Genomic DNA, 13,278 nt, shown 5'->3' with positions numbered 1-13,278 from the left:
TGTGAAGGGATATATCGTTTTATCAACAGGTGAATTCTTTGAAGGTGAGTTATTAGGGAATGACCAAGAGGTTTATGGTGAGGCAGTTTTTTTTACTGGCATGACCGGATATGAAGAAGTGATTACTGATCCTTCTTTTAAAGGACAGATTGTTGTATTTACGTACCCTCTGATCGGTAATTATGGAATTAACGGGAGCGATCAAGAAAGTAAAATCCCTCAAGCTTCAGCATTAATTATGCAAGGATGTAGGAATCAAGGCTACCATTACGAAGCGAAGCAGCCGTTAACTGAATATGCAAAAAAGCACTCTATTCCGATATTAGTAGGAGTTGATACAAGAGCGGTTGTAAAAAGGATTCGTGAATTAGGTGATATGGGCGCAATCATTACAACCAATTTGGAGACGGTTGATTTTAGTACAAAACAAGGAATTGAAACAAGAAATCTTGTCGAAGAGGTTTCAATTACAGAAATGGAAACGTACGGTGATGGAGAATATCATGTTGTCATGATTGATTTTGGTTATAAAAAATCAATTCTATCCAATTTAGTTCAATTGGGTTGTAAAGTAACTGTTGTTCCTTTTGATACAGATGAAAAAACAATTCAGAGTCTTCAACCAGATGGAATTTTGTTATCTAATGGACCAGGTAATCCAAAGAAATTGTTACATTTGGCACCACAAATCAAGAGGTTAGCAACAATGTATCCTACGATGGGAATATGTTTGGGTCATCAATTGTTAGCGTTAGCGTTTGGTGGGAATACGGAGAAACTACGGTTTGGACATAGAGGCGCAAACCAACCAGTTCAAGACCTATTTACAAAGAAAGTCTACATTACTTCTCAAAACCATAGTTACTTCGTTACTGACGAAAGTTTAAAACAGACAGGGTTTATCCCACGTTATATAAATATTAACGATCGATCGATTGAAGGTATGTCACATAAACAGTACCCAATCACATCAGTACAGTTTCATCCAGAGGCCCATCCAGGACCTTCAGATTCAGAAGAGATCTTTTTACACTTTCTAACGGACATGAGTAGCAAGAGGAGAGAAAAAGCATATGCCTAAGCGTCAAGACATTAACAAGATATTAGTCATCGGCTCTGGCCCAATAGTGATTGGGCAGGCGGCTGAATTTGATTATGCGGGAACCCAAGCTTGCCTTGCGTTAAAAGAAGAGGGTTGTGAAGTGGTCCTTATTAATAATAATCCCGCAACTGTCATGACGGATAAAGCGTGTGCTGATGTTGTTTACTTTGAACCGTTGACGGTAGAAAGTGTTGAAAAAATCATTCAAAAAGAAAAGCCAGATGGGATCTTAGCTACGTTAGGTGGTCAGACTGGTTTAAATTTAGCTTTATCTCTTCATAGCCAAGGTATCTTAGATAAGTACAATGTACCTTTGTTAGGGACACCGATTGAGTCAATCATGAAGGGGGAAGATCGTGAAGAGTTTCGCGCTTTGATGCACGAGTTAGATGAGCCTGTACCAGATAGTGAAATTGTGGAAAGTGTTGAGGCGGCTCTTCAATTTGCTGAACAAGTAGGCTTTCCGATTATCGTTCGTCCTGCATATACACTAGGTGGTGCTGGTGGTGGAATTGTTGATGATGAAGACTCACTAAAGAAGATTGTTAAAGGTGGTTTAACGGCTAGCCCAATTCATCAGTGCTTGATTGAAAAAAGCATTGCTGGTTTTAAAGAAATTGAATATGAAGTTATGAGAGACTCAAATGATACGTGTATTACAGTTTGTAATATGGAGAACATTGATCCTGTTGGAATTCATACAGGAGATTCCATTGTTGTGGCTCCTTCACAAACCCTCTCAGATGTGGAATATCAAATGTTACGATCGGTATCTGTTAAAATAATTCGAGCATTAGGAATAGTCGGAGGGTGTAACATTCAATTTGCCCTAGACCCATATAGTAAGCAATATTATCTAATTGAAGTAAATCCGCGAGTAAGTAGGTCTAGTGCTCTAGCTTCTAAGGCAACTGGTTACCCAATTGCGCGTATCGCTGCTAAATTGAGTTTAGGTTATCAGTTACATGAGTTGATAAATCCAGTAACAGGTCACACGTATGCTAGTTTTGAGCCTGCCTTGGACTATTGTGTTGTAAAATTCCCACGTTGGCCATTTGATAAGTTTACACAAGCCAATCGAAAGCTTGGTACACAAATGAAAGCAACTGGAGAAGTAATGGCTATTGAAAGAAATTTAGAATCTGCCTTTCAAAAAGCAGTCCGTTCCCTAGATATTAAAGGAATTATTGGTTTGGAGCTTTCAGTTGTGAGAGAACTCTCCGACAATGATCTATGGCAAAGTGTCAAAGAAGCTGACGACTTACGATTTTTTGCCATTATTGAATTACTACGAAGAAAAACTTCAGTAGAGGAAATTCATCTTGCAACGAAAATAAACTATTTTTATCTAGACAGTTGGAAGTTCTTAGTTGATCAAGAAAATAAAGCAAAGCGTCTTTCCTTTCAAACAGTAACGAATGAAGAGTTACGACAATTTAAAATACATGGATTTTCAGATGAATGGTTAGCTCATGTTTGGAATGTAGGTAAAGAAGACCTCCGCAGAAAACGTCACCAATATAATATTTACCCATCTTACAAAATGGTAGATACATGTGCAGGTGAATTTGTTGCAAAGACTTCTTACTATTATTCTAGTTGGACGGGTGAACAAGATGTAGATACCCATACGACAAAGAAAAAAATTGTCATCATTGGCTCTGGTCCAATCCGTATAGGTCAAGGTATTGAGTTTGATTACTGTTCAGTACACGGCGTTTTAGCCCTAAAACAACAAAATTATGAAGCAATTCTAATTAATAATAATCCCGAAACAGTAAGTACGGATTATGAGATTGCTGACCGTCTATACTTTGAACCACTAACAACTGAGGATGTCTTGAATATTATTGAGTTGGAGAAACCCGAAGGAGTCATCGTTCAATTTGGTGGGCAAACTGCCATCTCGTTAGTGAAAAATCTTGAAGAAGCGGGGGTTCTTTTATTAGGAACCAATCATGACACAATTGATAAGTTAGAGGATCGTGACCGCTTTTATAAATTCATGAAAGAAGTAAATGTTCCACACATCCCAGGAGTCACTGCTTTTGATGAGGAGGATTTATTATTAAAGGCAAATAGTATTGGATTTCCTATATTAATTCGTCCTTCATATGTAATTGGAGGTCAGGGGATGATGGTTTTCCATACGAAAGCGGACTTAACAAATTATTTAAGTGATAAATTCTCAAAGGTTGGCTTCCCGATTTTATTAGATGCTTTCTACCCAGGAATGGAAATTGAAGTAGATGCATTAACTGATGGTGAAAATGTAGTTGTTCCTGGAATGTTTCAGCATATTGAACGTGCAGGAGTTCATTCAGGTGATAGTATTTCAGTAATACCTCCACTAACTGTTTCAGAAGTTCATAAGCAAGAAGTTATTGATTACACAAAACGAATTGCTAGAGGTATGGATTTTAAAGGTGTGTTCAACATACAATTTGTGATTTATCAAAATAAAATCTTTGTATTAGAAGTTAATCCTAGAGCATCAAGAACAGTACCTATTTTGAGTAAGGTAACAGGAATGAACATGATTAGTTTAACAGTTAGTTTACTAATGAATGGCTCGTTAACTGACTATGTTGAAACGTTAGATTATCAAGTCGAACCGCCATACTTTACTGTAAAAGCACCGATCTTTTCTTACTCGAAGTTACCAGACGTAGACCCAAAGCTAGAAGCAGAAATGAAGTCTACTGGTGAATTAATTGCTATTAGTGAAAATCTAGATGAAGCATTTCGAAAAGCTTTTATATGGGGAGAGCGAGATATACCAGAGCTTTTCAAACGAAGAGGATCTATATTTTGTGACATAGAACAGATTCAAAAATCTGAATTCGCTCCTTTAAAAGAAGTGCTAGAACAACTTAATTATAAACTTGTGACAGAAGAAATCATCAAGTTTGAGGATTGGGTTAATGACGAAAACAGCGTTTGTTATTTGTGTGTAGAAAGTATAAAAGAAAACACAAAGACAAGAAGAATAGAAGCGCTAAAAAATCGTTTGCCAGTAGTAACGGAATTATCAACATTTAGTTACATGGTTCGTAGCTTAAGTCAACCAGATTACAAAGTAAATTCGATTGAGTATTGGTTAGGAAAATATGAAACAAAAAAAGATAGTTTAGTAGGAACCAGAAAATCAAAATAAGGATGTGAAGCTCTTGACTGTGTTATCGTTACTTGAGTCGGGAATAAATATTAAAAAATATAAAGGGAAGAATTTCTTAACTTTATTAGATTATTCTTCAGAAGAAGTACTGGAACTATTACACTTTTCTAGGTTATTAAAACAATATCAAAAAGAGGGTGTTCCACATCAATATCTTGTAGGGAAAACCTTAGCGATGATTTTCGAAAAGTCATCTACTAGAACTAGAGTTTCTTTCGAAGTTGGAATGAACCAACTTGGTGGATCTGCATTGTTTCTAAGTTCAAAAGATTCTCAGTTAGGTAGAGGAGAGCCTATCTCGGATACTGCGCAAGTTCTTTCGAGGTATGTTGATGGCATTATGATTCGTACACATGGACATGAGATTATTGAGGAATTAGCAAACAACTCAACAGTACCTGTTATTAATGCTCTTACCGATGACTTTCACCCTTGTCAAGCAATGGCGGATCTTTTGACAATTTATGAAGTGAAAGGGACATTTAAAGGTATTAAAACAGTTTATGTAGGTGATGGAAATAATGTAGCCCATTCTCTTTTAATTGGTTGTGCAAAAGTAGGGATGGATGTAACGATTACTACCCCGATTGGTTATGAACCGAAACAATGGATTGTTGAAGAAATTAAAGCGATTTGTGAAGAGACTGGTGCAAAATTTCATATTACAAACGATCCAATTGAGGCTGTCCAAGGAGCAGATGTGATATATACCGATGTATGGACTAGTATGGGTTATGAAGAAGAAACGGCAAAAAGATTAGCAGACTTTGAAGCTTTTCAAGTGAATGAGGAACTTGTGAAGTATGCCAAAAAAGATTATATGTTCCTTCATTGTTTACCAGCCCATAGAGGTGAAGAAGTATCAATCGAAGTTATTGATGGAAAAAACTCGTTCATATTTGATCAAGCAGAAAACCGTTTACATGTTCAAAAGGCCATTTTAGTAGCCTTATTGGGCAGTTAAAAAGAACTTGGCGAAACGCCAAGTTCTTTCGTCTTTAGTTCACAAAACCTTCACATGCAAACGAAGTGATTTTGTGATGTTTCTCACAGAATATAAATGATAATAAAAGTATCATAAAGACAAGCAATAAAGCTTTAGTTATACAGGTCTTGTTCATTCGCCCAAATGTAACAAGAATGTTTACTAGTTTAACCTAAGCTAAAATAACAAAGAAAATAAGTAATAAGTACCCTAACAAAATGTTACCAAATAACAACGTTATAGTGAAAGACATGAATAATTCTTCTTGTTCATTTGACCCCCAATCTTTTGAACGTAGTAGACTGGCGATTACCCAAGTCGCCTTATTTTTTTGAAAAAATAACAAAAACTATGGCATAGGATAAAAGTGCCATAGTTTTTAATTTATATATTCCTTTAGTAAGTCTAGATTATGGATAATAAGATAGCCTTGCTTTTTTGTGACAATTTTTTGTTGTTTTAATTGGTTCATTAACCTAGTCACACTTTCCCTCGTAGCCCCAAAAAAACTGCCTAGGTCTTCGTGCGTCAGCTTTATTTTTATCTTCAGTCCATCCGATTCTGTCACGCCATATTCCTCTGCTAATCGAACTAAAGTAGCAGCCAATGCACCAAACTTACCATATAAAGCAACATCTCTTAGAGTTGCTTGGGAGATACGAAGTCTCTCTGAGACAAACCGAAACATTGAGATCGCTAACTGTGGGTGTTGGAGAAGAAATGTTTCTAGTTCATTATTTTTTATAAATGATACATAGCCTCCTTCAATACAGATTGCCGTTGCTGGGTAAGTACTACCAACTTTTGCGAACAATGCTACTTCTGCAAACATGTCTCCGGTCTGCCTTATTGTTAGAGCAATTTCTTTACCATCAGGTGTACTTTTGTTAATACGAACCTTACCTTCATTAATAAAGTAAATGGCTTCTGCAGGGTCAAACTCTTGAAACAAGACTTCACCTTTCGTCATTTTTTTCGTTTGGACAATTTCTATCAATTGTTCTTTTTGTTCATTAGGTAAAGATGAAAAGATAGGGATATTATCTAAAAATCTAGTCCTGGTCAAAATGATAGCCTCCTTAACAGTAAACTATTCTAGTGTTATGAATTAACTTTACCATTAGTAACTAAGAAAATGTGTGAATATAGTCACAGCCAAAATTCTTAAAGCGTTGAACGTTCTTGAATTTGACATATTTAGACTAAAAATAGTAATTGAATTATATCAGTGTGATGCGCTTCACATTTTTTACTATTATATTTTGCTAAGATAAAATCAAAATCCACTGATTAAGGAGGAACGAATCATGATTAGTTGTGTTTTAGACCATGTGGGTAACGATAATTTAATTGTCATTTCTGGTGGGACTGCGCCACACATTGGAGCTGTAGTGATTGCGACATATGAAAAAGGACAAGTAAAGGTTATTAGCTATGGTTTTCCTAATCATAAAGAAGAAGACCTATTTGTTGAACTAGCAAAAGTTTGGTGTAATACATTCCAACAAAAGACAGTTATTTTAGGTGGGATTCACATTGACAATGCTACTAAAGAACAAATAGAGTCCCTTTGTAATGAAACGTGGGACAAATTCTTTCATTTAATGGCAGATCAAAAAGCTTCTAAAATCCTAGCTTAAATATTCGGTTAAGAGACGAAACAGTTGTCTCTTTTTTTTTGCTTACAGAGATACACCATACCTTGTGATAAATCTCACTGTCAATTAAGTCTAGTTCACTTATCATTTAGACAAAGGTAATTTACTCAATGAAAAGAACGGAGGTATAACATGGATTTATCCTTCTTATCAACTAAACCAAAAAATTATGATGAAAATCCGTTCATTGTTATCTGGGAGGTAACAAGGGCTTGTGCATTAAAGTGTCTACACTGTCGAGCCGAAGCGCAATATCAAGCAGATCCGAGACAGCTTTCTTTTGAAGAAGGCAAAAAGTTAATAGATGATATAGCTACAATGGATAACCCGTTATTTGTTTTTACCGGGGGAGACCCGTTAATGAGACCAGACTTGTATGAATTAGCAAGATATGCGATAGAAGAAAAGAAACTACCGGTATCAATGACACCAAGTGCAACCCCAAAAGTGACGAAAAAAGCAATTGACCAAGCAAAGGAGGTTGGTCTCTCGAGGTGGGCATTTAGCCTTGACGGATCAACGGCAGAAATTCATGATCATTTTCGTGGAACAAGAGGTTCTTATGATCTCACGATGAACGGCATCGACTACTTAAAAGAATTAGATATTCCTATTCAAATTAATACGACAGTTTCTAAGTACAATTTAGAAGATCTACCTAAGATGGCTGAAAAGGTTAAAGATATGAATGCTGTTTTGTGGAGTGTATTCTTTCTAATTCCAACTGGAAGAGGAATGGAGAAAGACATGATTTCTCCAGAAGAGCACGAAGAAGTAATGAAATGGTTATTTAAAGTTCAGCAAGAAATGCCATATGGAGTAAAGGCAACAGAGGCACCGCATTATCGACGAGTTGCCTTACAGGAAAAGAAACGCTTAAACCTAAGTAACGCACAAGGGAATAAACGTCTCGATACACTTGGAAGAGCCCCTAAAGGCGTGAATGATGGTGATGGCTTCATTTTTATTAGTCACATTGGTGACGTATACCCAAGTGGCTTTCTCCCTGTTAAGTGTGGAAACGTTCGTGAAACACCACTTCCAATTATTTATCGTGAGAGTCCAATCCTAAAAGAGTTAAGGGATAAAACGTTATTAAAAGGCAAGTGTGGCGTTTGTGAATATAAAGAAATATGTGGAGGATCTCGCGCAAGAGCATATGCTTTAAGTAATGATTACCTAGAAAGTGATCCGTATTGTGCGTATATTCCTAAAGTCCTCCAACAATAAAACTTGAAATCATTAAGGTATGGATAGATAAACGTCTATTCGTGCCTTTTTTTGTTTCTAAGTTAATTTTATAGTTTTCAAGGTGTTTCTTACATACTTGCTAAAAACTTGCTGAACAATGACTATTTTGTGAACATGAAATCCTTTAATTGGATAAAGCGTCGTTGATGTAGCAAGGTTTTTAAACACTTTTTACACGTTGTTAATGTAACTAATGTTTTTTCTGTGAGAAAATTCACAGGGGTGGTGTGATAAATTGCACAGTGGTCGAATCGTGTCTCACCTACAATAAGGTTAAGAAAACAAGTTAAGCACTGCTCACAGCTAACAGGCCTATAGTTGTTCAACGTGCAATTACCTCTAAGGAGTGATATAGAGATGAATAACCTACAAACAAATTTTTCTTCGGATGACACAGTGAAAGAGTCGAAGTTTAGTATGAAAACACTAGAAAGATCTTTTTATTCAAAGACGAGTATGTATTGCTTTTTTATAACAGTATTTCTTTTTCTAACAATGTATATCGGAACTGGGCAGTTTGCAAAAGTGGATTTGATGCTTATGGGATATATGGTTGCCACGTTTATCTTCTTTATTGGGATCACAGTAAGGATGGCAGCTTGGTTAATAAGACCAGCAACCAATCAAATGATCAAACGTAGTATTCAAAACTTACGGACAAAAGAACGCACAACACGAAATGTAACAGCAATTGTTAAAACGCTAGTTGACAATATCATTTTACAGAAGTTTATCTTTAAGCGTGGTATATATCGCGGTATACAACATTGGTTAATTGCATGGGGATGTATCGGCTCATTTGCAATTACATTCGCCCTTACATTAGGATGGATGCACTTTAAACTAATTGATGCTACAACATATCAAGTAATGGTATTTAATATTCCGACCATCAAAATGCACGCAAATGGATTACTTGCAAATCTATTTTATAACGGGTTAAACATCACAGCTTTAATGGTCTTAGTAGGTATCGTTATGGCCTTACTAAGAAGAATTAATAATCATGACTTAAAGGTTACAGAACGTGCGGAGTTTGATTTAATACCACTTTATATACTCTTAGCGGTAACCGTATCTGGATTACTATTGACACTCTCATATAAGTTTTTGGGCGGGCTTGCGCACCCTCAGTTAGCATTACTACATCAAATTACAGTTGTTTTATTCTTGATTTACTTCCCATTTGGAAAGCTGTTCCACTTGCCGATCAGACCTTTAGCAACAGCGGTTCCGATGAACTATCAGGAGGAAGTTATGGTCGATACAAGATCTTGTAACAGTTGTGGAACGAAATATAGTAGCGATGATCAAATTACTGATGTAAAAACAATCTTACACGCACAACAGTTTGATTTAAAACTAGAAGATGGCACGTATTTAGCAGATTATTGCCCCAGTTGTCGTCGTAGAATTCGAGTTATGAGTCAATTAAACTTAGGTACGGTTAAAGGTAATCCATATGGGCCTGTGCAGACAAACAATGGAATTCATATTCCTGGCTTTGGTAGAAAAAGATCAGACGAATTTTATAACAAGGATGAAAAGTAAAAGAGCTTTTCTCATAGAGGAGGATATATTATGACACAGTTTCTAGCTAAAGAAGGCGTCAAAAATTTGCACCGTGAAGGTGAAAAATTAATAACTACTCATTGCTGTTATTGCGGGATGCAATGTGGAATGCATATTAGATTAAATGAAAAAACGGGGAAGGTTGTTGGAGTAGAACCTCGATATGATTGGCCTGTGACTTTAGGTAAGATGTGTCCGAAAGGTGTCACTGCGTATCAAACAGTCGATCATGATGAAAGAATTACAACACCTCTAATAAAGAAAAATGGTCAATTTGTAAGAGCTAGCTGGAATGAAGCTCTTGATCTAATAGAGAAAAACTTTAAAGAACTTCAAGCAAAACATGGGAAGGATGCTTTATCAGTTTATGGTGGGGTATCAATGACCAATGAAAAATGTTACCTAGTAGGAAAATATGCTCGCGTAGCATTAGGAACTCGCTTTGTTGATTATAACGGTCGTTTTTGTATGAGTTCTGCAGCTGGCGGATTTATGAAAACACTAGGTACTGACCGTGGTTCTACGTTACCTTGGACAGAACTTGAGCACACTGATTGTTTCTTCATCTCTGGTTGGAACGCAGCAGAATGTCACCCAACATCTATTCAATGGTTATGGAAAGCTAGAGACAAAGGAGCAAAAATGATTGTCGTAGACCCTCGTGAAACTCAAATTGCTCGTCTAGCAGATGTTCATTTAGATATTAAATCTGGTTCTGACTCTGCACTAGCTAACTGTATGTTACACATCCTCGTTCGTGATGGTTATGTTGATGAAGAGTATGTAAACGAACGCTGTAACAATTTTGAAGAAATGAAGGAGATGGTTAAACTATTTACTCCTGAGTATACTTCAAAAATTACAGGTGTAACAGTTGAAAAACTTGAAAAAGCAGCACGTATTTATGGGCAATCGCCAAGATCTGTGGTTATGTTCTGCCGCGGGATTGAACAACAGTCTAAAGGTGTTGATAACGTCTGTATCTATACTTCAATGGCATTGCTCAGAGGACAAATTGGGAAGTTTGCGTCAGGTGTAGCAACCGTTACTGGTCAAGGAAATGGTCAAGGTGGTCGTGAGCACGGACAAAAAGCAGATGCTCTTCCAGGGTATCGTAAAATAGCTGACCCAGAACACGTGAAGTATGTAGCTGGAGTTTGGGGAATTAAACCAGAAGAAATGCCAAAAGCAGGTGTATCTGCTTATGAGATGTTTGATGAAATTCAACAAGGAAATATTCGTGCAATGCACGTCATGTGTAGTAACCCAGCGGTTTCCGCACCTAATACAGAATATGTATGGGATAGCTTTAGAAAATTAGATTTTTTAGTCGTAAGTGACTTCTTCATGTCAGAAACTGCAGAGTTTGCAGATGTTATTCTTCCAGCCACAACTTGGGCCGAAGATGAAGGTACTACAACGAATTTGGAAGGTCGCGTTATTCGTATTCGTAAAGTAAAAGATCCAATCGGCGAGTCAAAAACAGATTGGCAAATTATGAAGGCAATTGCTGAGCGTATGGGTAGAGGAAACTTCTTTCCTTATGAAAATGTTCCACAAATTTATGAAGAATTCCGTATTGCAACAAAAGGTGGAAAAGCTGATTATTATGGAATCACATATGATCGTATTGATAAAGAAGATGGAGTCTTTTGGCCTTGTCCTTCTGAAGACCATCCTGGAACACCGACAATGTTTAAAGAGAAGTTTGATACACCAAATGGAAAAGCAAATCTAGCCGTTGTTGACTGGCAAGCACCTGCAGAGATACCTACTGCTAACTATCCACATACATTAACGACTGGTCGAGTTGTCTTCCATTATTTATCAGGTACGCAAACTCGTCGTGTGAAATTCTTAATGGAGCAATGTCCACTTCCATACGCTGAGTTACATCCAGAGTTGGCTAGTCAATACAACTTAGCGAATGGAGATAAAGTGAAGTTAACGACTCCACGCTCGTCAATGGTTGTCGATGTACGTTTAACAAAAGCAATCCGAAATGATCATGTATTCGTTCCTTATCACTGGGGTAAAGAGCTTTCAATTAACCAATTAACAAATCCAGCCCTTGATCCAACTTCAAGGATGCCAGAGTTTAAAGTTTGTGCTGTGAAAATAGAGAAAGTGTAAATCGCTAGGAGGAGGAACGATAATGAATAAAATAATGTATCTTGAATTCGAACGTTGTATAGGTTGCCGCTCATGTCAAGCCGCATGTCGTGAATGTGGTGGGCATGATGCGAAGGAACGTAACTATGTTGAGTATGTTGATTTCATGGAAAGTCGTCAAACATTTCCAATGCTTTGTATGCAATGTAAGGATCCAGCATGTGCAAGGGTATGTCCTGCTAACGCTATTCAAATAACTCCTGAAGGAGTAGTTCTATCAGCAATGGAAGAGAAATGTATCGGCTGTAGAAACTGTACGTTTGGATGTCCATTTGGTATTCCAAAATTCGATTTTGAAGAGAATAAAATGTATAAGTGTGACATGTGTTATGACAGAACACAGCACGGGATTTCACCAATGTGTGCATCTGTATGTCCGAGTGATGCAATTCGTTTCATCGATTTTGATGAAATGCAAGCATTACGTCGTCGTAGAACGCAAATGAACTTAATTGAAGGGAAGAAACCTTCAGAGCAAGATAAATGGCAATATGTACCTGAATTTTTCGGAGTATACAGTGACTAATAAGTATTGAGGAAAACCCTTCCTCACTTAAAGCGAGGGGTGCCCTCGCTTTAAGTTTTTCAAATATGTGAATGGAGGGTAAACATCATGACATGTAAAAAAAAGCTAGCACGTAATCAAAAAGATACAAACGATGACATGATTAACTTAGTAGATAATCTCAATCAAGAAGATGACTTAAAATATAACCGTCGTGCATTTCTAAAAACTGCCGTAGGTACATCTGTTGCTTTAGGTGTAGCCACGATCCCTTTCTCAGTAAAAGCAATGCTGGGGATAGCTGAAAAAAATTATGAGAGAGTTGAAATTGCGAAATTGGCAGATTTACCACAGGGGGATTCGGTAACGTTCTACTATCCAACAGATAAAGATCCTGCTCTATTAATTCATACTGTGAATGGCGATCTGAAGGCATACAATAGTGCTTGTACACATCTAATGTGCCCGGTCTTCTATGAGAAAACTCAGGATGTTCTATTATGTCCATGTCATGCAGGTTATTTTGATGTGAACAATGGCCATCCTAAAGCAGGTCCACCACAACGCGAGCTTCCATTAATTGAGATTGAGGTGGATAAAGGAATTGTTTATGCAGTAGGGAGGCAGTATCGCCATGGGTAAGAAAACTTGTTGGGGAATTATTATTGCTACGATCATTATTAACGTCATCATGGTACAGTGGACTGTTGAGGCTTACTACGGAAGGGAATACAAGTCAATCTTGATTTATAGTGGGGTAAGTATCGTTTCTGCTTTTATTGCGCTACTTGTTTTCTTGCAGTGGCGTAAGGTTGAATACAAATAGACATAAATATAGAACAATTTTCTATAGGG

Annotated in this window: 11 protein-coding genes; 10 read left to right on the top strand and 1 reads right to left on the bottom strand. The window is 37.0% G+C overall.

From position 1 onward, the window contains the following. Nucleotide 1 precedes the first annotated feature (1 nt). From DS745_RS18175 to argF, 3 genes are read left to right on the top strand one after another with little or no spacing between them, the layout of a single operon-like run. Nucleotides 2-1,081 carry a carbamoyl phosphate synthase small subunit gene (locus DS745_RS18175; RefSeq protein WP_129079639.1) on the top strand — a complete coding sequence of 360 codons (1,080 nt, stop codon included), beginning with the start codon at nucleotides 2-4 and terminating at the stop codon, nucleotides 1,079-1,081. Continuing rightward, the gene (locus DS745_RS18170) at nucleotides 1,074-4,259 is read left to right on the top strand and encodes a carbamoyl phosphate synthase large subunit (protein WP_129079638.1); all 3,186 of its coding nucleotides are present in this window, start codon (nucleotides 1,074-1,076) and stop codon (nucleotides 4,257-4,259) included. The genes DS745_RS18175 and DS745_RS18170 overlap by 8 nt, the downstream gene beginning before the upstream one ends. Nucleotides 4,260-4,272: 13 nt before the next feature. Beyond that, nucleotides 4,273-5,244, top strand: a complete 972-nt coding sequence (gene argF, locus DS745_RS18165) for an ornithine carbamoyltransferase (protein WP_241657859.1) — start codon at nucleotides 4,273-4,275, stop codon at nucleotides 5,242-5,244. Between the two features lie 400 nt (nucleotides 5,245-5,644). On the opposite strand, the gene DS745_RS18160 is transcribed toward argF, so the two are convergent. Beyond that, complete coding sequence (locus DS745_RS18160) at nucleotides 5,645-6,331, bottom strand: Crp/Fnr family transcriptional regulator (protein WP_129079637.1); 687 nt, start codon at nucleotides 6,329-6,331, stop codon at nucleotides 5,645-5,647. Between the two features lie 241 nt (nucleotides 6,332-6,572). On the opposite strand from DS745_RS18160, the gene lpdD reads away from it, so the two are divergent. The 7 genes from lpdD to DS745_RS18125 all read left to right on the top strand — a co-directional run bounded on the left by lpdD (nucleotide 6,573) and on the right by DS745_RS18125 (nucleotide 13,249). After that, nucleotides 6,573-6,905: a prenylated flavin chaperone LpdD gene (gene lpdD, locus DS745_RS18155; protein WP_129079636.1), complete on the top strand. Its 333-nt coding sequence runs from the start codon at nucleotides 6,573-6,575 to the stop codon at nucleotides 6,903-6,905. Between the two features lie 150 nt (nucleotides 6,906-7,055). After that, complete coding sequence (locus DS745_RS18150) at nucleotides 7,056-8,153, top strand: TIGR04053 family radical SAM/SPASM domain-containing protein (protein WP_129079635.1); 1,098 nt, start codon at nucleotides 7,056-7,058, stop codon at nucleotides 8,151-8,153. A 378-nt stretch (nucleotides 8,154-8,531) separates the two neighbouring features. Further along, complete coding sequence (locus tag DS745_RS18145; RefSeq protein ID WP_241657858.1) at nucleotides 8,532-9,725, top strand: MFS transporter; 1,194 nt, start codon at nucleotides 8,532-8,534, stop codon at nucleotides 9,723-9,725. Nucleotides 9,726-9,755: 30 nt separating this feature from the next. Further along, nucleotides 9,756-11,879, top strand: a complete 2,124-nt coding sequence (fdhF, locus tag DS745_RS18140) for a formate dehydrogenase subunit alpha (protein WP_129079634.1) — start codon at nucleotides 9,756-9,758, stop codon at nucleotides 11,877-11,879. Between the two features lie 22 nt (nucleotides 11,880-11,901). Continuing rightward, nucleotides 11,902-12,444, top strand: coding sequence for a 4Fe-4S dicluster domain-containing protein (locus DS745_RS18135; protein WP_129079633.1), 543 nt, complete (start codon nucleotides 11,902-11,904; stop codon nucleotides 12,442-12,444). Nucleotides 12,445-12,531: 87 nt separating this feature from the next. After that, nucleotides 12,532-13,065, top strand: coding sequence for a Rieske 2Fe-2S domain-containing protein (locus tag DS745_RS18130; RefSeq protein WP_129079632.1), 534 nt, complete (start codon nucleotides 12,532-12,534; stop codon nucleotides 13,063-13,065). Further along, nucleotides 13,058-13,249 (top strand): hypothetical protein, encoded by a 192-nt coding sequence (locus DS745_RS18125; protein ID WP_129079631.1) that lies wholly within the window; start codon nucleotides 13,058-13,060, stop codon nucleotides 13,247-13,249. The genes DS745_RS18130 and DS745_RS18125 overlap by 8 nt, the downstream gene beginning before the upstream one ends. Nucleotides 13,250-13,278: the final 29 nt, after the last annotated feature.

It is taken from the genome of Anaerobacillus alkaliphilus (assembly GCF_004116265.1).
Classification (GTDB): Bacteria; Bacillota; Bacilli; order Bacillales; family Anaerobacillaceae; genus Anaerobacillus; species Anaerobacillus alkaliphilus.
The sequence above is the reverse complement of the archived record's forward strand: the minus strand, read 5'-3'. Positions and strand labels throughout refer to the sequence as shown.